General features: G+C 73.3%; 2 protein-coding genes. Both read left to right on the forward strand.

Going from position 1 to position 23,173, the window contains the following annotated elements; all coding sequences use genetic code 11:
* Positions 1-88 precede the first annotated feature (88 nt).
* On the forward strand, positions 89-22,864 hold the full coding sequence (locus AB0O34_RS26250) for a non-ribosomal peptide synthase/polyketide synthase (RefSeq protein WP_363919662.1): 22,776 nt from the start codon (positions 89-91) through the stop codon (positions 22,862-22,864).
* 46 nt (positions 22,865-22,910) lie between these two features.
* Positions 22,911-23,117 (forward strand): MbtH family protein, encoded by a 207-nt coding sequence (locus tag AB0O34_RS26255; RefSeq protein WP_363919664.1) that lies wholly within the window; start codon positions 22,911-22,913, stop codon positions 23,115-23,117.
* The last annotated feature ends 56 nt before the right edge of the window (positions 23,118-23,173 follow it).

Genomic DNA, 23,173 nt, shown 5'->3' on the forward strand with positions numbered 1-23,173 from the left:
ACTAACTTAGGTAATGCTTACCTTAGTATGTGTCGCGATCACGGCTCGTTTGAGCCTGTTTCGTCCAGCTTGGGAGGCGCGGTCACCTGTGTCGGCTATTGAAGAAGTGACGGCGTACTGGCACCGGCGGCTCGCTCCGCTCCCGCAGGAAACGGTTCTTCCGGCCGACTTCCCGTACCCGTCGACCCCTGCGGGCGACATGGAGACGCGCACCCGCACGCTGGCCTTGAGCCTCGCCGCCACCTCCCCGCACCGCCTCTTCGGCGACGCTGTGGGCGTCACCGCGCAGGGCCACCTACGCGGCGACGCCGTACCCGCCTCGCAGGGCCACCTACGCGGCGGCGCCGTACCCGCCTCGCAGGGCTGTCTCCCCGGCGACGCCGTGCCCGAGGTGTTCCTGCTCGCCGCGTACGTCGCGCTGCTGCACCGCTACGGCGGCTCGGGTGACGTCTGCGTCGGGTACGACGGGCTGCCGCTGCGGGTCGAGCTGGACGGCGGCACGACCTTCGGCGAGCTGGTACGACGCGTGGCCGACGCCTGTGAGCAAGGGCGCGCCCACCGGGCCCCGCTCGCCACCCTCGTGGCCGATCTCCGGCCCGAGCCCACCCGCGGCGGCGGCCTCTTCTTCAACACGGCCATGGCGACCGGCGACGGCATCTCCACGGCGCGAGTCACCGCGGGACCGCTGGACCTCTCGCTGGAGGTGGTGACACGGAAATCCGCCGAACCGCTGGAGGCCGTGTCACGGGACGTCCACAGGCCGCTGAAGGTCGTGTCAGCGGATGCCGGCAGGCCGTTGGAGGTCGTGGCTTGTGAGGCGCGGTTGACGTACCGTCCGGACCTGTTCGAAGACGCGACCGCCGATCGGCTGCTGGGCCACTACGAGACGCTGCTGGCCGACGGGCTGGCCCGCCCGGACGTCCCCGTCGCCGAACTGGAACTGCTGAGCCCCGGCGAGCGGCACCGCGTCCTCGTCGAATGGAACGACACCGGCCACGACATCCCGTCGCTCACCTGGCCCGAGATGTTCGCCGAGCAGGTCCGCCTGCGGCCGGACGCCGTCGCCCTGGTCTTCGAGGACACCGTTCTCACCTACGCCGAGCTGGACGAGCGTGCGAACCGGCTCGCCCACGCGCTGATCGCACGCGGAGCCGGGCCCGAGCGTGTCGTCGGGCTCGCCCTGCCCCGATCTGCCGAGCTCATCGTCGCGGAGGTTGCCGTCCTGAAGGCCGGCGCCGCCTACCTGCCGCTGGACACCGACTACCCGGCCGACCGCATCGCGTACATGCTGGCCGACGCCGCGCCCGCCTGCCTCGTCACCACCGCTGACACCGTGGCCGCGATCCCGCCGTGCGACGGCGTCGAGACGCTGGTCCTGGACGCGCCGGAGACCACGCGGGAGCTGGCGACCCGTCCGAGCCACGACCCGGCGGAGGCCGACCGGGGACGGCTGTCCGTGCTCAACGCGGCGTACGTCATCTACACCTCCGGCTCCACAGGCCGTCCCAAGGGCGTGGTGTTGTCGCACGCGGGGGTGGCCAAGCTCGTGGCCACCCAGAGCGAGCGGTTCGGCGTCGGGCCGGACAGCCGTGTGCTGCAGTTCTCCTCGCCCAGCTTCGACGTGGCCTTCTGGGACCTGTGCCTCGGCCTGCTCTCCGGGGGCCGCCTCGTCGTCGTACCTTCGGAGCTGCGGGTGCCCGGCGCGCCGCTCGCCCACTACGCGAACGCCAACGGCGTCACGTTCATGATCCTTCCCCCGGCCCTGCTCGCCGCCATGCCGGACGACGTCCTGCTGCCTCCGGCCGCCACCCTGCTGGCCGGCACCGAGCGCGTCTCACCCGAGCTGGTCGGCCGCTACGCGCGCGGCCGGATGATGTTCAACGCCTACGGCCCGACCGAGGCGACCACCAACTCCACTCTCGGCCTGTGCGACCCCGGCACCCCGTCCGGCACCATCGTGCCCATCGGCGGCCCCGACCCCGGCACCCGGGCGTACGTGCTCGACGCCCGCCTCCGGCCGGTCCCGGCGGGGGTCGCGGGCGAGCTGTACCTCGGCGGGGCGGGCCTGGCGCGCGGCTACCTCGGACGGGCTGACCTGACCGCCGAGCGGTTCGTCGCCGACCCGTTCGGCACGCCGGGGGAGCGGCTGTATCGCACGGGTGACCTGGTGCGATGGAAGGCCGACGGGCGGCTTGAGTTCCTCGGCCGCGCCGACGCGCAGGTGAAGATCCGTGGCTTCCGCATCGAGCCGGGAGAGATCGAGTCCGTGCTGCGGGGGCACCCGGCCGTGGACCAGGTCGCGGTCGTGGTCCGCGAGGACCGTCCCGGCGACCGGCGGCTGGCCGCCTACGTCGTCCCGTCCCTCACCGCTGAGCCGGGCCACGACGAGACCGAGCAGGTCGAGGAGTGGAAGGACCTCCACGAACTGCTCTACTCGGCCGCCGGCTCTGAGGGCTTCCTGGAGAACTTCGCCGGCTGGAACAGCATGTACGACGGCCTGCCCATCCCGGTCGAGGAGATGCGCGAGTGGCGGGACGCCACGGTCGCCCGCATCCAGGAACTGCGCCCGCGCCGGGTGATGGAGATCGGCGTCGGCAGCGGGCTCATCCTCTCCCGCGTCGCCCCCGGCTGCGAGGTGTACTGGGGTACGGACGTCTCGCAGGAGGCAGTGAGGTCGCTGCGCGCGCGGGTGGGGGCGGTGCCGGAACTGGCCGGCCGGGTGGAGCTGCGTGCCCAGCCCGCGCACGACGTCACCGGGCTGCCGGAGGGCTTCTTCGACACCGTGGTCATCAACTCCGTGGCACAGTATTTCCCGAGCGCGGAGTACCTGGCGGACGTGCTGCGCAAGGCCGGCACGCTTCTGGCCCCGGGCGGCGGCATCTACGTCGGCGACGTACGGAACCTGCGGTTGCTGCGCTGCCTGCGTGCCGCGGTCGAGACCCGGCGCGGCGCCGGCCCGGAGGACAAGCAGGCCCTGCTCGCGGCCGTCGACCGCTCGGTGAGCTGGGAAGGCGAGCTGCTGCTGGACCCCGCCTTCTTCGCGACCCTCGAAGCCTTCACCCCCGACATCCGCGTCAAGCGTGGCACCTCCCACAACGAACTGACCCGCTACCGCTACGACGTCGTACTCCGAAAGCACCTCCCGGCTACCGAGAGCCCGGCCGGGGTCGAGGGCGGGGAGGAGATCGGGTGGGGCGAGCTCGGCGGGGTGGGCGGGCTGGAGGCGCGTCTGGCGGGACGTCCCGCTCGGCTTCGGGTCAACGAGGTGCCCAACGCCCGGCTTGCCGAGGATCTCGCCGCGCTGTTCGCCATCGAGGACGGCAGCCGTCCCGCCTCGTCGGTGGACGACGCCGATCCCGAGATCCTGCACGCGCTCGGTGCCAGGTACGGCTACCGCGTGGCCGTGACCTGGAACGGTCACGCGGACGACGGCAGCCTGGATGTGGTCTTCGCCTACGGGGACGCGCCTCTCGGCGACCTCTACCGCCCGGCCGCCGCCTTTGGACACGCCGACGCCTTCCCGCACGCAGAGGCATCTCCGCACACCGGGGCCTTTCCGCACGCCAATCGTCCCGTGCCGTTCCGGGACATCACCACTCTGATGAAGACCCTGCGCTCGTACGCGGCCGAATGGCTTCCCGAGTACATGGTTCCTTCCGCCTTCGTCCCGCTGGACCGGCTCCCGGTCACCCCGAGCGGCAAGCTCGACGGCTCCGCGCTCCCGGCGCCCGACCACGTCACCCTCAGCTCCGGCCGTGCCCCGCGCGACGCCCGCGAGGAACTGCTGTGCGCGCTGTACGCCGAGGTGCTGGGCCTGCGATCGGTCTCTGTCGACGACGACTTCTTCGCGTTCGGCGGCGACAGCATCGTGGCCGTCCAACTGCTCATCCGCGCACGCAAGGCGGGGCTGCGGCTCACCTCCCGCGACGTCTTCCGCCACCGCACGGTCGCCGCCCTCGCCCAGGTCGCCATCGCCGACGGCGCGGGGGGACGCGGGGCCGACGTCCCGCTCGTCCGGCTTTCCGAGGAGGAGCTCGCCGAGGTTCAGGGTGATCATCCGGTCGCCGTTGAGGAACCGCTGCCGCTCAGCCCGCTCCAGGAGGGGTTCTTCTTCCACTCTCTTGTGGACGGTTCAGACGGTGACGCCTATGTCGTCCAGCAGGTCGTAGAGCTGGCAGGTCCGGTCGACGGCGAGGCCCTGCGCCGGGCCGCCCAGGGACTGCTGGACAGGCACGCCCCGCTGCGCGCCTGCTTCCGCCGGCGCCCGGACGGAAGGCCGGTGCAGATCATCGCCGGTCGGCTGGACCTGCCCTGGCGCGAGGTGGACCTGTCCGCGCGGGACACCGAGGAGCAGCGGTCGCTCGCGGACGCCGTCGCGGCCGGGGAGCGTGACCGCCGCTTCGACCTGGCCCGCCCACCGCTGGTGCGGTGCGCGCTGGTCCGGCTCGGGCCCGGCCGCAGCCTCCTGCTTCTGACGTTCCATCACATCGTGGCGGACGGCTGGTCGCTGCCGATCCTTCACCGCGAACTGATGGCCATGTACAGATCCCCCGCCACCGCCTCGAACGGCGACACTTCCACGGCGGCGAACGGTGTGAAATCCGCCTCTCCGCACGATGCCGCTTCCCCCCCTCTCCATGCCGTCACTCCCGCCGTTCCCGAGGGCGGCGCGTTGCCGGAGGTGGCTTCGTACCGGGAGTATCTGCGCCGCCTGGCTTCGGCGGACCGGGATGCGGCACGTGCGGCCTGGCGGACCGCGCTCGCGGGGCTGGACGAGCCGACCCGCCTGGTCGACGCCCCGGCGGGCGGTGCGCGGCTCAGGCCAGGGCAGGTGCGTGTCCAGCTGTCCGAGCACGTCACGGCGCGGCTCGCGGCACGCGCGAGAGAGCATGGTGTGACCCTCGGCGCGGTGGTCCAGAGCGCGTGGGGTCTCCTGCTCGGACGCCTGACCGGCCGTCAGGACGTCGTCTTCGGCACCACCGTCTCCGGCCGGGACGCCGAGGTCGACGGCATCGACTCCATGGTCGGCCTGTTCATCAACACCCTGCCGACCCGCTTCCGGTGGCGGCCCGCCGACACTCTCGCCGAGCTGGCCGGGCGGCTCCAGGACGAGCAGGCCCGGCTCCTCGACCACCAGCATCTCGGTCTCGCGGAACTCCAGCGCGTCGCCGGGCTCGCGGGAAGCGGCGAGCTGTTCGACACCCTCGTCGTCTTCGAGAACTACCCGTCCGGGACAGATCTCGCCGACCCCTCCGGCACGGTCAGGATCGCCGGCCACGAGTTCCACGACGCCGTCCACTACCCGCTCGCCCTGATCGTCAAGCCGGGCCGCCGCCTCGACCTGCGGCTCAAGCACCACGCCCAGCGCCTTCCCGGCGAGGACGTACGGCGGATCGCGGACCGGCTCACCCGCATCCTGCGAGCGCTGGCCGACGACCCGGGGCAGAACGCCGCGCGCGTCGACCTGCTGTCGGACGACGAGGCGACACGAGCCCGGCCGGCGGGTGAGGAACGGGAGGTCGCCGAGACGACCCTCGCCGCCGCCTTCGAGGCCCAAGTCGCCCGTACCCCGCAGGCCACGGCCGTCGTGTACGAGGGTGAGACCCTCACCTACGAGGAACTGGACGCTCGCGCCGAGACCCTCGCCCGCCGCCTGCGAGCCGGGGGCGCCGGCCCGGGGCGTGTCGTCGCGGTGGCCGTTCCGCGTTCGGCGGAGCTGATGGTGGCCCTGCTCGGCGTGCTGAAGTCCGGCGCGGCCTACCTGCCGGTCGATGTGGACTACCCGGCGGACCGCATCGCGTACATGCTGACCGACTCAGGCGCGAACACGGTGGTGACGACCGCCGCCACCGCCCCGCGCCTCCCTGAGCAGGAAGCCCTCACCCACCTCCTCATCGAACTCGCCGAGCCCCCGGCCATCCCGCCAAACCACGCCCCTCACGTGGGTGCGGGGCCGGACGATCCGGCGTACCTGATCTACACGTCGGGGTCGACCGGACGGCCCAAGGGCGTCGTCGTGACCCACCGGGCGATCGTCAACCGGCTGGCCTGGATGCAGGGCGAGTACGGGCTGCACGCCGACGACCGGGTGCTGCAGAAGACGCCGTCCAGCTTCGACGTGAGCGTCTGGGAGTTCTTCTGGGCGCTGTGCGAGGGCGCCGCCGTGGTGCTCGCCCGGCCCGACGGGCATCGCGACCCCGCGTACCTGGCCGCGCTCATCCGTGAACAGCGCATCACCACGATGCACTTCGTGCCCTCGATGCTCGAAGCGTTCCTGGGCGCCGACGACATCACCGCCGACCCGTCATGGGCGGCGAGCCTGCGCCGCGTACTCAGCAGCGGCGAGGCCCTGCCCGGCGCCGCCGCCGCACGCTGGCAGGCGCTCACCGGGGTGCCGCTGCACAACCTGTACGGCCCGACCGAGGCCGCCGTCGACGTGACGTACCACCCGTATGACGGATCGGCGCGCACCACCGTGCCCATCGGCCGTCCGGTGTGGAACACCGGGCTCCGGGTGCTGGACTCCTGCCTTCGGCCGGTGCCGGCCGGGGTGCCCGGCGAGCTGTACCTGACCGGCGTGCAGCTTGCCCTCGGGTACCACGCCCGGCCCGGCTTGACCGCCGAGCGGTTCGTGGCCGATCCGTATGGCCCGGCCGGCGGCCGTATGTACCGCACCGGAGACCTGGTGCGCCGCCGCGACGACGGCGTCATCGAGTACCTGGGCCGCACCGACCGGCAGGTCAAGCTGCGCGGCAACCGCATCGAGCTCGGCGAGGTCGAGGCCGCGCTGACCGGCCTGCCCACCGTGGCCCAGGCGGTGGTGACCGTCCAGGGAACCACGCTGGTCGCGTACGTCGTCCCGGCGAACGCGTCTGATCTGGTCGAGGGCGGGCTTGACGTGGCCGCGTTGGGGGCCGCTCTGGCCGACGCGCTGCCCGCGTCCATGGTGCCCGGGGCGTATGTACGGCTTGAGGCCCTGCCGCTGACGCCCAGCGGCAAGCTCGACCGCGACGCGCTTCCCGCCCCGCAGGCGGCACGTGCCGGAACGCGGGCCCCGCGCGACGAGCGCGAGCGTGCGCTCACCGACATCTTCGCGGCCGTGCTGAAGCTCGACGAGGCCGGCGTCGACGACGACTTCTTCATGCTCGGCGGCGACAGCATCAGCTCGATCGGCGTCTCCAGCCGCGCCCGCCGGGCGGGTCTCGACCTGAGCCCCCGCGACGTCTTCGAGCACCGCACCCCCGCCGCGCTGGCCGCCGCCCTCGGTGTGGCCGGCGGTGCCGTCGTCGGGGCCACGCCAAGCGCGTCGCGGTTCGTGCTCACCGGTGACGAGTACGAGCGGGTGCGGCGGCTCGGCGGCGGTTCCGCGGAGGACGTCTGGCCGCTGGCGCCGCTCCAGGAGGGCCTGTTCTTCCACTCGACGTACGACGACAGCGCCCTTGACGTCTACACCGTGCACGAGTCCTTCGACCTCGCCACCCGCGTGGACGCCGACCGCCTGCGCGCCGCGACCAGAGTGCTGCTGGCCCGCAACCCCAGCCTGCGCGCCGGGTTCACCAGCGACGGGCTGCGCCGGCCGGTGCAGTTCATCGTCGGCGACCCCGAGATCCCGCTCGAAGAGGCCGACCTGTCGGACCTCCCCGCCGCCGAGCAGGACGTGCGGCTGCGCGAGCTGATGGACGCCGAGCGGACCCGCGGGTTCGACCTGGCGAGGCCGCTGCTGTTCCGGATGCTGCTGATCCGGCTCGGTGAGGCGCGGGGCGACCGGCTGGTCATCGGCCGGCACCTGCTGCTGTGGGACGGCTGGTCGGCCTGGCTCTTCCTCGACCAGCTCTTCGCCCTGTACGAGACGGACGGTGACGAGCGCGGGCTGCCGCACCCCGGCTCGTACCGTGACTACCTGACCTGGCTGGAGGCCCAGGACACCGCGATCGCCGCCCGAGCCTGGCGCTCCGCGCTCGCCGGCCTGGAGGAGCCCACCCTGCTCGCGGCCACCGCGGGCCAGGGCCCGCGACCGGTCATCCCGGAGAGCATGGACGCCGTCCTTCCCGAAGGCCTCGGGAACCGGATGCGTGACGCCGCCCGCCGCGAGGGGCTGACCCTCAACACGCTGCTCAACACCGCCTGGGGCCTGGTGCTGGCCGCCGCGACCGGACGTACCGACGTGGTGTTCGGCACGACGGTCGCGGGCCGTCCGAGCGAGGTGCCGGATGTCGAGAACGTCATCGGCATGTTCCTCAACACGGTCCCCGCCCGCATCGCCTTCGACCCGGCCGAGCCCGTGCTTGACCTGCTGCGGCGCGTCCAGGGCGAGCGCCTGGCCCTCATGCCGTACGAGTATCTGGGCCTTGGCGTACTGCAGGCGGAGACCGGGCACCGGCAGCTGTTCGACACGCTCTTCGTGCTGCGCGACAGCGACACCGAGGCGCGGCTGGCGGAGCTTTCCGACCGGCACGGCGCCACCGCCGTCGCCAACGTGGACGCCACCCACTATCCCGTCAACCTCATCGTGACGCCGGGGGAGCGCATCCGGGTCACCCTCGCGCACCGGCCCGACGTCATCGACCGCCCGCGAGCCCAGGCGCTGCTGGACCGCTTCACCCTGCTGCTTGAGCGGCTGGCGGACGACCTCGGCGCGCCCGCCGGTCGCCTCGACCATTCGCTGCCCGCCGAACGCGCCGAGCTTGAGCGGGAACGTGCCGCCGGACGCGTGCCCGCCCCGAGGGAGACCATCGCCGACCTGCTCGCCGCCCAGGCCGCCCGCACCCCCGAGGCCACGGCGCTGGTCTTCGGCGGCCGGAGCGTCACCTACGCCGACCTGGACGCCGGCGTCAACCGCATGGCCCGGCTGCTGCTCGCGAGGGGCGCGGCCCCGGAGAAGATCGTCGCGCTGGCCCTGCCGCGCTCCATCGACATGGTCGTGGCGCTGTTCGCCGTGTTGCGCACGGGCGCGGCCTACCTGCCGCTGGAATTGGACCACCCGGACGACCGGCTGACGATGATGCTCGACGACGCCCGCCCGGCCCTGCTGCTGACCACCGAGGCCGTCTCGCGGCGGCTGCGGGCAGGCGTCCCGGACGTCCCCCGCGTGCGGCTGGACGACCCGGTGGTGACCGGGGAGCTGGCAGGGCTTCCCGGTGACCCGGTCACCGAGGCCGACCGTCCCCGCTTCAGCCTGGAGCACCCGGCGTACGTCATCTACACCTCCGGGTCCACGGGGCGTCCCAAGGGGGTCGTCACGCCGTACCGGGGTCTGACGAACATGCGACTCAACCACCAGAAGGAGATCTTCGGCCCGGCCATCGCCTCCGCCGGAGGTCGCCGGCTGCGCATCGCGCACACGGTGTCGTTCGCCTTCGACATGTCGTGGGAGGAACTGCTCTGGCTGGTCGAGGGGCACGAGGTGCACGTCTGCGACGAGGAGCTGAGGCGCGACGCCGAAGCCCTGGTCGCGTACTGCGAGACCCACCGCGTGGACGTCGTCAACGTCACCCCCACCTACGCCCACCTGCTGATCGAGGAGGGGCTCCTCGACGGGCACCGCCCCCCGCTCGTGCTGCTCGGCGGCGAGGCGGTGTCCGAGACGGTGTGGAGCCGGCTCCGCGACACCGAGGGCACCTACGGCTACAACCTCTACGGGCCCACCGAGTACACGATCAACACGCTCGGCGGCGGCACGGACGACAGCGCCACCCCCACCGTCGGGCGTCCCATCCGGGGCACCCGTGCCCACATCCTGGACGCTTGGCTGCGCCCGGTGCCCCTCGGCGTCCCCGGCGAGCTGTACATCGCGGGCATCGGCCTCGCTCGCGGCTATCTCGACAGGCCAGGGCTGACCGCCGAACGGTTCGTCGCCGACCCGTACGGCGAGCCAGGCGAGCGCATGTACCGCACGGGCGACCTGGTGCGGCGGCGCGCCGACGGGAACATCGACTTCCTCGGCCGCACCGACGACCAGGTCAAGATCCGCGGCTACCGGGTCGAGCTGGGAGAGATCGAGACCGCACTCGCCCAGCACCCCGAGGTCGCCCAGGCGGCCGTGGTCGCCCGCGACGATCCCTCCGCGCCCGGCGCGCAGCGTCTCGTCGGGTACGTCGTGCCCGCCGAGCTCACCGGCGAGGAACGGGAGTCCGCGGAACGGGAGTGGATCGGCGAGTGGCGGGAGATCTACTCCGACGAGTACGAGCAGATCGGCACGGCCGTCCTCACCGAGGACTTCGCGGGCTGGGACAGCAGCTACGACGGCCGGCCGATCCCGCTCGACCACATGCGCGAGTGGCGCGAGCAGACCGTCGCCCGCATCCGTGAGCTGCGCCCGCGCCGGGTTCTGGAGATCGGCGTCGGTTCGGGCCTTCTGCTGTCGGCGCTGGCCCCCGAGGCGGAGGCGTACTGGGCGACGGACTTCGCCGCGCCGGTGATCCGCAAGATCGGTGAGGATCTGAGGCACGACCCCGAGCTGGCGTCCAAGGTGGAGCTGCGCTGCCGGCCCGCGCATGTGACCGACGGGCTGCCCACCGGCTACTTCGACACGATCGTCATCAACTCCGTCATCCAGTACTTCCCGAGCGTCGACCACCTCACGGAGGTCATCCGCGGCGCCACGGGACTGCTGGCGCCGGGCGGAGCCCTGTTCGTCGGCGACGTACGGAACCTCAGGCTCGCCCGCGCCTTCCACACCGGTATCCAGCTGACCCGCTCACCGCTGGACACCGACCCGGACGGTCACGTCCAGGCCGATGCCGAGCGCGTTCAGGCGGCCGTCGAGCGCGGGATCGCGCTGGAGAAGGAACTCCTCGTCGACCCCGACTACTTCACCACCCTGGGCTTCGGCGTCGACCTTCGTACCAAGCGCGGCCGGCACCACAACGAGCTGACCCGCTACCGCTACGACGCCGTCCTGTACAACGGCGAGCCCGACACCCGCCTCGGTGACGAGCCGGTTCTGCACTGGACGGACGCGCTCACCGCCCGGGGTGGCGGGGAGCTGCGAGCCGGCGGGCCCGCCACCACGGTCGGCGAGGAATCGGCGACGGGGTGGGCCGATGGGATCGCGCGCCGCCTGCGGGAGCCGGGCGCGGAGCGGCTGCGGGTGGCCGGTGTCCCCGATGCGCGCGCGGGCAGCGAGCGCGGCGCTCCGGTGGCCGGGGGAGTCGAGCCCGAGGACCTTCACGCGCTCGGGGCGAGGGAGGGCTACCGCGTCCTCACCACCTGGTCGCGCGAGCCCGGCACCTACGACGCCGTCTTCGTGCGGGGAGAGTTCCGCTTCACGGAGGGCCTCTACCTTCCGGGCGGCGGCACGCCTCCGTACGCCGGCACGCCGACCTCGGCGGCCGGTACGAGCGGGCTCGTGCGGCGTCTCCGGGAGGATCTCCAGCAGCGGCTCCCCGGCTACATGGTCCCTGCCGCGTTCGTCACCCTCGACCGGCTGCCCATGAACGACAACGGCAAGCTCGACGTGCGTGCCCTGCCCGAGGCCGAACCCGCGGTGCCGCTCGCCGGTGGACGCGGGCCGAGGACACCCGGAGAAGAGGTGCTGTGCCGCCTGTTCGCCGAGGTGCTGGGCCTGCCGGCCGTGGGCGCCGAGGACGACTTCTTCGAGCTCGGAGGCCACTCGCTGCTCGCCACCCGGCTCATCAGCCGGGCCCGTACGGAGCTGGGCGCCGAGCTCGCCATCCGCGACCTGTTCGAGGCCCCGGCGCCGGCCCTGCTGGCCGAGCGCGCGGACGCCGGCCGCCCGGCCCGTACGGCCGTGGAGCCGGTGGCGGACCGCCCCGGGCGCATCCCGGTGTCCCCGGCGCAGCGGCGGCTGTGGCTGGCCGAACGGCTCAGCGGCGGCGACGCGTACCACTTCCCGCTGGTCTTCCGGCTGCGCGGCGCGCTGGACACCGACGCGCTCCACCAGGCGCTGCGCGACGTGGTGGCCCGTCACGAGGCCCTGCGCACCGTCTTCCCCGAGTACGAACCCCCGCAGGCCAGCCCCGCCCCCGACAAGGCGGGGCCGTACGAGCCGGGCGTGCCGACCGCCGATGACGGGTCGTACGGGGTGGACTCGCCCGGTGAGGAGGCCGGGCCGTATCAGCGGGTGCTCGGGGTTGACGAGGTCGGTCCGTTCTTCAGTGTTGAGGACTGCTCGCCGGATCGGCTGGAGGGGAAGATCGGGGCCGCGGTGGCGCGGCCGTTCGAGCTCGGCTCCGAGATCCCGCTGCGGGCCGAGGTGTTCCGGGTCGCGCCGGACGAGCACGTGGTGGCGATCGTGCTGCACCACATCACCACCGACGAGTGGTCCGACCGGCCGTTCCTCGCCGACCTGGGCACCGCCTACCGGGCACGCCGCGAGGGCCGGGCGCCCGGGTGGGCGCCGCTGCCCGTGCAGTACGCCGACTACACGCTCTGGCAGCGGCGGCTGCTCGGCGAGCCGGCCGGCCCGGGCGGCGAGGGCGCGCGGCAGCTCGCCTTCTGGGCCGGGACGCTGGCCGGCCTGCCGGAGGAGATCCCGCTGCCGCTCGACCGGCCGCGCCCGGCCGAGCCGACCGGCCGTGGCGGCCTGGTGCGCGCGGAGCTGCCCACGGGCACCGCCCGCGCCCTGCGCGTCCTGTGCGCGGAGACCGGCACCAGCATGTTCATGCTGCTCCAGGCAGCGGTCGCCACCCTGCTGCACCGGATGGGTGGGGGCACCGACATCCCGCTGGGCGCCCCGATCGCCGGGCGCACGGACAGCGCCCTGGACGACCTCGTCGGCTTCTTCGTCAACACCCTGGTGCTGCGCGCCGACCTGTCCGGCGACCCGACGTTCACCGAGCTGCTGGGCAGGGTCAGGAACGCGGACCTGGCCGCGTTCGAGCACCAGGACATGCCGTTCGAGCAGGTGGTGGAGGCGCTCAACCCGCCGCGCGTGCCGGGACGCAACCCGTTGTTCCAGGTCATGCTGGGATACCACTACCGTCCTGACGGCGACCCCCAGGTGCTGGGCCTGCCCACCGAGTGGTGGCCGACCCGCGTCGGGACCGCCAAGTTCGACCTGGACTTCACCTTCGTCGACCATGCCGCCGAGGACCGCGTCACCCTGCTGCTGGAGTACGCCGAGGACCTCGCCGACGCGGGGACGGCCCGGGCGATGGCCGACCGCGCCGTCTCGCTGCTGGGCGCCCTCGCCGCCGACCCGGACCGGCCGATCAGTCGGCTGCCCGTACTGACGGACGAGGAGCGCCGGGCGTTCCTTGGCGCATGGAACGACACCGCGCGGCCGGTGGAACGGCGTACGGTCCCCGAGCTGTTCGCCGAGGCCGCCCGTACCCGTCGAGACCAGGTCGCCCTGGTCACCGATGGCCGCAGGCTGACCTTCGGCGAGCTGTCCGCCGAGGTGGACCGCGTCGCCCGGCTGCTGCCGCGGCACGGAGTGACGGCCGGGAGCGTGGTGGGGCTTGCCCTTCCCCGCGCCGAGATGGTGCCGGCCATTCTTGGGGTGCTCAGCGCGGGTGCCGCCTATCTTCCGCTCGACCCCGGCTACCCGGCGGAACGCCTGGAGTACATGCTCGACGACGCGGCCCCGGCCTGCGTGCTCACCACCGCGGCCATCGCCCCCGGCCTTCCCGCCGGGCGGGCCGCCGTCCTCCTCCTCGACGACCCCCGCCTGGTCACCGCTCCGGACGGCCGCTCCGGTGACGGTCCGTCCGTGCCCGCCACCGCTCCGGACGGCCGCTCCGGTGACGGTCCGCCGGGTCCGGGGGTTCGGGTGTCGCCGGCCGCGGTCGCGTATGTGATCTACACGTCCGGGTCCACCGGCAGGCCCAAGGGTGTGCTCGGCACGCACCGTGGACTGAGCAACCTGTTCGGCTCGCACCGTGAGGATCTCATCGAGCCGGCCGGCCGCGCCGCCGGGCGTGAGACGCTGCGCGCGGTGCACGCCGCGTCGTTCGGCTTCGACGGCTCATGGGAGCCGATGCTCTGGCTGCTGGCCGGGCACGAGCTGCACGTCGTCGGCGAGTCGACCATGACCGACCCGGCCGCCCTGCTCGCCTACCTGGCGGAAAAGAGCATCGACTTCGTCGACCTCACCCCCACCTACCTGCAGGAACTCATCCACCATGGCTTCCTCGACCCCGATCGCCACCGTCCCGGAGTCATCGCGGTGGGCGGCGAGGCCACGCCCGCCCCGCTCTGGAACCGGCTGTGCGCGCTGCCGGGAACGGTGGTCCACGATCTGTACGGCCCGACCGAGTGCGCCGTCGACGCCTACGGATGGCACGGCTCGGGCCCGGACCGTCCAGAGCCCTGGGCGGCGCCGCTGGCCAACACCCGCGCCCACGTGCTGGACGCCGCGCTGCGGCCGGTCCCGATCGGCGTGCCGGGCGAGCTGTACCTGGCGGGCGAGGGGCTGGCCGCCGGATACCTCGGCCGCCCCGGGCTGACCGCCGAGCGGTTCGTCGCCGACCCGTTCGGCACACCGGGCAGCCGCATGTACCGCACGGGCGACCTGGTGCGGCGCCGCGCCGACGGCACCCTGTCGTTCCTCGGCAGGGCCGACGACCAGGTGAAGCTGCGCGGCTTCCGCATCGAGCCGGGGGAGATCGAAGCGGTGCTCCGCGCCCATCCCGGCGTGGCGCAGGCCGCCGTGACGGTCCGCGAGGACACCCCAGGCGCACGACGGCTGGTCGCGTACGCGGTCCCGTCGTCCGGCCGGGGCATCGACCCCGCCGCGCTGCGGGCGCACGTCGCCACCGCGCTGCCCGAGCACATGGTCCCCGCGGCCTTCGTGGAGCTGCCCGCCCTGCCGAGGTCGATCAGCGGGAAGCTGGACCGCCACGCGCTGCCCGTCCCTGACGCGGCGGCCCTCACCTCCGGGCGGCGTCCCCGCGACGCCCGCGAGGAGATCCTCTGCGAGCTGTTCGCCGCCGTGCTGGGGGCCGAGCGGGTGGGCGTCGACGACGACTTCTTCGCGCTCGGCGGCCACTCGCTGCTGGCGATGCGGCTGGTCGGCCGCATCCGTACGGCGCTCGGCGCCGAGGTGAGCCTCCGCGCGGTCTTCGAGGCGCCGACCGTCGCCCGGCTGGCGGGACGGCTGCGCGAGGCGCCGGACGGCACGCCCGCCCTGGTCCCCGCTCCCCGCACGGAGCTCCTGCCGCTGTCCTTCGCCCAGCAGCGGCTGTGGGTGCTGTACCGGCTGGAGGGCCCGAGCGCCACCTACAACATCCCGATGGCCTGGCGGCTGTCGGGCGGCCTGGACGCCGGCGCCCTGCGCGACGCCGTACAGGACGTGATGGCCAGGCACGAGAGCCTGCGCACGGTGTTCCCCGAGCGGGACGGACGCGCCCGCCAGCTCGTCCTCCACCCCGGTGAGGTCCCCGTCGTGACCCCGTTCGAGCGGGTCGCGCAGGACGAGCTTCCCGGCCGGCTGGCCGAGGCGGCAGGGCGCGGCTTCGAGCTCGACCGGGAGCCGCCGCTGCGCGCCTGGGTGTTCGAGTTGGCGCCGCAGGAGCACGTGCTGCTCCTGGTGGTCCACCACATCGCCGGCGACGAGTGGTCGGACCGGCCCCTGTGGCACGACCTGTCCACCGCCTACCGGGCCCGCCGCGAGGGCGGGGCGCCCGGGTGGGCCCCGTTGACCGTCCAGTACGCCGACTACACCCTCTGGCACCGCGACGTGCTCGGGGACGCCGGCGACCCGGGCAGCCTGGAGGCGCGCCAGCTCGGCTACTGGCGTCAGGCGCTCGCGGGGCTGCCGGAGGAGCTGGCGCTCCCGACGGACCGGCCGCGTCCGAAGGAGAGCAGCCACCTCGGCGGGGCGGTCGGCCTGTCGCTACCTCCCGAGCTGGAGCGCGGCCTGCGCGGGCTGGCCCGCGCCCACGGCGTCAGCATGTTCATGGTGGTCCAGGCGGCCGCGGCCGCGCTGCTGCATCGGCTGGGAGCGGGGGAGGACATCCCCCTCGGTGCGCCGATCTCCGGACGTACCGACGAGAGCCTGGAGGACCTGGTCGGGTTCTTCGTCAACTCGCTCGTGCTGCGCACCGATCTGTCGGGCGCGCCGACCTTCGGCGAGTTGCTGGGGCGGGTGCGTGACACCGACCTGGCCGCCTACGAGCACCAGGACCTGCCGTTCGAGCGGCTGGTGGAGGTGATCAACCCCACCCGCTCGCTGGCCAGGCACCCGCTGTTCCAGGTGATGGTCGTCTACCTGACCGACCAGGGCGGCACCCCGGGCTTCGCGGGCCTCGACGCCCGGCCGGAGCCGCTCGGCCAGGAGACCGCGAAGTTCGACCTGAGCTTCGACTTCATCGAGCGGGGCGACGGCGAGGGCATCCAGGGCTGGATCGAGTACAGCGCCGACCTGTTCGACCGCGACACGGTCGAGCGGATCGCGCAGCGGCTCGTACGGCTGCTGGAGCAGGTCGTCGCCGACCCCGGCCTTCCGGTGCGGCACCTGGAGATCATGGACGAGCGGGAGCACCGGCTCGTCGTCACAGAGTGGAACGACACCGCTCGGGCGGTGGACGCCGCCACCCTGCCGGAGCTGTTCCGCGCCCAGGTGGCGCGGACGCCCGGCGCGCTCGCCCTGGTCTCCGGCGACGAGCGCCTGACCTACGCGGAGCTGGACGCCCGGGTGGAGCGCACGGCGCGGGCGCTGGCCGCGATGGGGGCGGGGCCCGAGCGCACGGTGGCGGTGGCGCTGCCGCGTTCCGCCGAGCTGGTGGTCGCCCTGCTGGCGGTGCACCGGGCGGGCGCGGCGTACCTGCCGCTGGACGCGGACTATCCGCCCGAGCGCATCGAGTTCATGCTGGAGGACGCCCGCCCGGTCTGCGTGCTGCGGGACGGGCTGCCCGGCGCTCCCCTGGGCGAGCTGCCCGCGTCCTACGACCCCCGGCACCCGGCGTACGTCATCTACACCTCCGGGTCCACCGGCCGGCCGAAGGGCGTGGTGGTGCCGCACGAGGGCATCGTCAACCGCCTGCTGTGGATGCGGGCAGAGTACGGCCTGACCGCTTCGGACCGCGTGCTGCAGAAGACGCCGTCCAGCTTCGACGTGTCGGTGTGGGAGTTCTTCTGGCCCCTGATCACCGGGGCGGCGCTGGTGGTGGCGAGGCCGGAGGGCCACAAGGACCCGGCGTACCTGGCCGGGCTGATCCAGGACGAGCGGGTCACCACGGTGCACTTCGTGCCGTCGATGCTGCGGGCGTTCCTGGAGGATCCGGGCGCCGCGCGGTGCTCGGGGCTGCGCCGGGTGATGTGCAGCGGCGAGGCGCTGCCCGCCGGCCTCGCCGCCCGCTTCCACGCCGTGCTGCCCGCTGAGCTGCACAACCTGTACGGGCCGACCGAGGCGTCCGTCGACGTGACGGCCATCCGGGTCGCGCCCGGGGCGCAGGCCGTGCCGATCGGGCGGCCGGTGTGGAACACCCGGGCGTACGTGCTGGACGACGCGCTGCGCCCGGTGCCGCCGGGGGTGCCGGGAGAGCTGTACCTGGCGGGCGTCCAGCTCGCCCGGGGGTATCTCGGCCGGCCAGGCCTGACCGGCGAGCGGTTCGTCGCCGACCCGTACGGGCCGTCCGGCACGCGCATGTACCGGACGGGCGACCTGGCGCGCTGGAGCCGTGACGGGTCGCTGGAGTTCCTCGGCAGGGCCGACGACCAGGTCAAGATCCGGGGGTTCAGGATCGAGCCGGGCGAGATCGAGGCGGTCCTGTCCCGCCACGAGGCCGTGGCCCACGCCGTGGTGATCGCCCGCGACCAGCACCTCATCGCCTACGTCACCCCTGCCTCCACCTCTCCGAGTGCCGCGGCCCTGCGCGAGCATGTCCGGGCCGTGTTGCCCGAGTACATGGTCCCGGCGGGCTTCGTCGTGCTGGACGCGCTTCCGCTCACCCCGAACGGCAAGCTCGACCGTAAGGCCCTGCCGGCGTTCGACTTCGCGGCCGAGGTGACCGGCACCCTTCCGAGCACCCCGCGCGAGGAACTGCTCTGCGAGCTGTTCGCCGGTGTGCTCGGCCTCGAACGCGCCGGCACCGAGGACGACTTCTTCACCCTCGGCGGTGACAGCATCGTCGCCATGCAGCTGGTCAGCCTGGCACGGAGTGCCGGATTGGTGATCAGCCCGCGCGACGTGTTCCGGCACAAGACGGTCGCCGCGCTGGCCGCCGTCGCCGGCGACCTCCACGCCGTGGACGGTACGGCGTCGCCCACCGCCCTTGTCACCCTCACCGAGCAGGAGCGCGCCGAGCTGCCGGCCACGGGCGTCGCCGGACTCCTGCCGCTCACCCCGCTCCAGGCGGGCCTGCTGTTCCACGCCTCGTTCGACTCGGGGGACGACGGCCCGGACGTCTACACGGTGCAGGTGTCGTACGAGATCGACGGCCCGCTGGACGCCGCCCGGCTGCGCGAGGCCGGGCAGGCGCTGCTCGACCGGCACGACAACCTCCGGGCCGGCTTCCGGTACCTGTCCTCCGGCCGTCCGGTGGCCGTCGTGCCGCGTACGGTCGCCCTGCCCTGGCGTGAGGTGGACCTCTCGGAGCTCGACGAGCCCGCCCAGGAGGCCAGGTGGACCCGCCACCTCGCTCAGGAGCGGCGCCGGTTCACCCCGTCCGAGCCGCCGCTCCTGCGGCTGATGCTGGTTCGCCTCGGGCCCGGCCGTCACCGCCTGGCCCTGTCCCACCAGCATCTCCTGCTGGACGGCTGGTCGATACCCCAGCTCATGCGCGAACTCGGCGATCTTTACGCGCACGGGCCCGCTTCGCCGGCCGCCGTGCCTTATCGGGAGTACCTCGCGTGGCTGGCCCGGCAGGACGCGGGCGTCTCCGCCGATGCCTGGGCGAAGGCGCTGGACGGGTTGGAGGGTCCCACCCACCTGGCGCCCGCCGACCAGAACCGGGCTCCCGTCGTACCCGAGACGCACACCACGCACGTCACCCGGGAGGTCACCGAGGCACTGTCGGCCCTCGCCCGTTCACGCGGCCTGACGGTCAACACCCTGGTCCAGGGCGCCTGGAGCATCCTGCTGTCCCGGCTCACCGGCCGCGACGACGTGGTCTTCGGAGCGACGGTCTCCGGACGGCCCCCGGAGCTGGACGGTGTCGAGTCGATGATCGGCCTGTTCATCAACACGATCCCGGTCCGCGTGCGTGTCCGTGACGGCGAGAGCTTGTCGGCGTTCCTCGACCGCCTCCAGGACGAGCAGTCCCGGCTCATCGCCCACCAGCACCTCGGTCTGGCCGACATCCAGCGCCGGGCCGGGCTGGGGGACCTGTTCGACACGCTGGTCGTCTTCGAGTCATACCCCGACGGCGGGAGGCCCGCGCTGGGGGCGGGTGACGGCCTGCGTCTCTCCGTGCTCGACCACCAGGACTCGACGCACTACCCGTTCACCTGGGCGGTCGAGCCGGGGGACCGGCTGGTCCTGACCGCCGAGTACCGCCCCGACCTGTTCGACCGCGCGACGGCCGAGCGGATGGCGGCGTCCATGGTGCGGCTCTTCGAGGCGATGACGGCCGACGCCGGCCAGTCGGTCGGCCGCGTCGACATCCTCACTCCCGCGGACCGCCAGACGATCCTGCGAACCTGGAACGACACCACCTCCGGTCCCGTTCCCTCTCCTGGCACGGTTTCCGGGCTGTTCGAGGCTCAGGTGGCCGAGAGCCCGGACACGGTCGCCGTGGTGTCCGGGGCGGTGAGGTGGACCTTCAGGGAGCTCAACGAGCGCGCCAACCGGCTCGCGAGGCTGCTCGCCGAGCACGGCGCCGGACCCGAGCGGATCGTCGCCCTCTCGCTGCCACGCTCGGCGGACTTCATGCTGGCCATCCTGGCTGTGTTGAAGTCCGGCGCGGCGTACCTGCCCGTGGACGCGGACCTGCCCGCCGAGCGGGTGCTCGACATGGTCGGCGACGCCCGGCCCGTCCTCATCCTGACCAGCGAGGAGCTTTCCATCGCGCTCCCGGACAGCGACGTCCCGCTTCTGCGGCTCGACACGCCCGAGACCGCCGGCCGCCTCGCCGCACTGCCGGGGGACGACCTCACCACCGCCCCGGACCCGCGCCACCCCGCGTACGTCATCTACACCTCCGGCTCCACCGGCAGGCCCAAGGGCGTGGTGGTCTGCCACGGCAGCGTCGTCAACCTGTTCCATAGCCACCGCCGGACGCTCCACGACCCGGCCAAGCTCGCCACCGGCCGCCGCCACCTGCGTGTCGGCCACGCGTGGTCGTTCTCCTTCGACGCGTCGTGGCAGCCGCAGCTGTGGCTGCTGGACGGGCACGCGCTGCACATCCTGGACGACGAGACGCGCCGCGACCCTGAGCTGACGGCCACGGCCATCCGGGAACAACGTCTGGACTTCATCGAGGTCACACCGTCGTTCTTCGCCCAGATGGCCGACATCGGCCTCATCGAGAACGGCGAGTGCCCGCTCGCCGTGGTCGGTGTCGGCGGTGAGGCGGTGCCGGACTCGCTCTGGAACGACCTGGCCGGGCTGCGGTCCACGGAGGCGTTCAACCTCTACGGCCCGACCGAGGCCACCGTGGACGCCCTGGTCGCCCGGGTGCGCGACAGCGGATCCCCGCTGGTCGGACGGCCGGTCGGCAACACCCGCGCCTACGTGCTCGACGCCGCCCTGCGGCCCGTGCCGCCCGGTGTCACCGGCGAGCTGTATCTGGCCGGGGCGGGGCTGGCCCGGGGCTACCTCGGCCGCCCGGCCCTGTCCGCCGAGCGCTTCGTCGCCGACCCCTTCGGAGAGCTGTTCGACGACGCCGGCGCGCGCATGTACCGCACCGGCGACGTGGCCCGCTGGACCGCCGACGGGCGGCTGGAGTACGCAGGACGGGCCGACGACCAGGTGAAGATCCGCGGCTTCCGCATCGAGCCGGCCGAGATCGAGGCCGTGCTTGACCGGCACGAGTCAGTCGCCCAGGCTGTGGTCGTCGCCCGCGAGGACCGCCCCCGGGTCAAGAGACTGGTCGCCTATGTGATCCCGGCCGAGAACCCCGGATCCGTGGATCCGGCCGCGTTGCGCGCTCATGTCGCGGCCTCGCTGCCGGAGTACATGGTGCCGGCGGCGGTCGTCGTCCTGGACGAGCTGCCGCTGCTGTCCAACGGCAAGCTCGACCGCAAGGCCCTCCCCGCACCCGACTTCACCACGCGCGGCGGCGGGCGCGAGCCGGCCGGCGACGTCGAGCGCACCCTCGTGGCCGTCGTCGCCGAGGTGCTCGGCCTGCCCGAGGCCGGTGTCGACGACGACTTCTTCACCCTCGGCGGTGACAGCATCGTCGCGATGCAGCTGGTCAGCCGGTCCCGCGCCGCGGGTCTGAAGATCACTCCACGCCAGGTGTTCCAGCACCGTACGGTCGCGGCGCTGGCCACGGTCGCCGTCGTGCCGGGCCCGGACGCCGGAGGCCGTACGCACGACGACGGCACAGGTACGGTGCCGCTGACCCCGATCATGCACGCCATGCGGGAGCGCGGCGGCCCGATCCGGGGGTACCACCAGGCGGCACTGCTGCAGACCCCGGCTGACCTGGACGAACACGGACTGAGGTCCGTGCTCCAGGCCGTGGTGGACCGGCACGACATGCTCCGGGCCCATCTGGTGCGCACCCGTACCGGACCGGCCGACGCGGCCGGGCAGCGGTCGTCGCGAGTCCCCGACCCCGTGGACCTGGGTGAGGCCGAGCAATGGTCGTTGCGGGTCCCCCCGCCCGGCGCGGCCGATGTGGCGTCCTGGCTCGTGCGGGTCGACACGGCGGGAGCCGATGGGGCGGCACTTCGCGCGGTCATCGCCGAGCAGGCCCACGCGGCCCGCTCCCGCCTCGACCCGGACACGGGCGCCATGGTGCGGGCGGTCTGGTTCGACGCCGGATCGGGCGTCCCCGGACGGCTGCTGCTGCTGATCCATCACCTGGTGGTGGACGGCGTGTCCTGGCGCGTCATCCTCCCCGACCTGGCCGCCGCCTGGCAGGACGTGGCAGCGGGCAGGCCGGTGGCGCTCGCGCCGGTCGACCTGTCGTTCCGCCGCTGGTCGGAGCTGCTGGGCGAGCGCGCCACCGACCCGGCCCGCGAGGACGAGCTCCCGCTGTGGACCTCGATCCTCTCGGGCGGCGACGCGATCCCCGTGGCTCCGCCCCTCGACCCCGAGCGGGATGTGGTCGCCACCACGCGCTACCTGTCCCTCACCCTGCCCGCCGACCGGACGGCCCCGCTGCTCAGCCGGGTGCCCGCCGCCTTCGGGGCGACCGTCAACGACGTGCTGCTGACCGCTCTGGCGCTGGCCGTCGCCGACTGGCGCCGCCGTACGGACGGGCGGAGCCCCGGCAACGCGGTCCTGGTCGACCTGGAAGGCCACGGCCGCGAGGAGGAAATGGGGGGCAACGCGGACCTGTCACGCACGGTCGGCTGGTTCACCAGCGTCGTCCCCGTCCGCCTGGACCCGGGAGCGGTGGACCTGGCCGACGCGCTCGCCGGTGGGCCGGCGCTCGACGCGGCACTGGCCCGGATCAGGGAGCACCTGGCCTCGCTCCCGGCGGGGGGCATCGGACACGGCCTGCTGCGGCACCTCAACCCGGTGACCGGGCCGGAGCTGGCACGGCTCGGCGAGCCGCCGATCGAGTTCAACTACATGGGCCGCTTCGGCCGCCCCGAGGCGACCGACTGGTCCTACGCGCCGGAGGACGACGCCGCCGACCTGGACGCGGACCCGGGCATGCCGATGTCGCACGCCCTGACCGTCAACGCCCTGACCGAGGACCACCCGGGCGGGCCGGAGCTGGCCGCCCACTGGTCCTTCGCCTCCGAGGTGCTGTCCGAGGAGACGGTCCGGGACCTCGCCGGCACGTGGTTCCGGGTGCTGCGAGCCCTGGTCGACCGCGCCGAGGCCCTGGGCGACGACCGCTGACCACCACATCCCTGACAAGTGTTTCCAGAAGAGGAGAGAACCTGAAATGAGCAACCCGTTCGAGAACCCCGACGGCGTCTACTCGGTACTCATCAACCCCGAGGGCCAGCACAGCCTGTGGCCGGACTTCGCGGAGGTCCCGGCCGGATGGACCGTCGTCCACGGGCCCGGCAACCGCCAGGAGTGCCTGGAGTACATCGAGACCAACTGGACCGACATGCGCCCGAAGAGCCTGGTGGACCAGGAGGGCTGACCCTCGCCGGGCGCGTACACGGAGAAGAAGGGCTGGGCAGCACCGTGCCAGGCTGG

The sequence above is a fragment of the Sphaerisporangium sp. NPDC088356 genome (assembly GCF_040685555.1).
Lineage (GTDB): Bacteria > Actinomycetota > Actinomycetes > Streptosporangiales > Streptosporangiaceae > Sphaerisporangium.

Bases quoted from the DNA above. Each gene is read 5' to 3' on its own strand.
- AB0O34_RS26255 (WP_363919664.1), top strand. From the start codon at position 22,911: ATGAGCAACCCGTTCGAGAACCCCGACGGCGTCTACTCGGTACTCATC.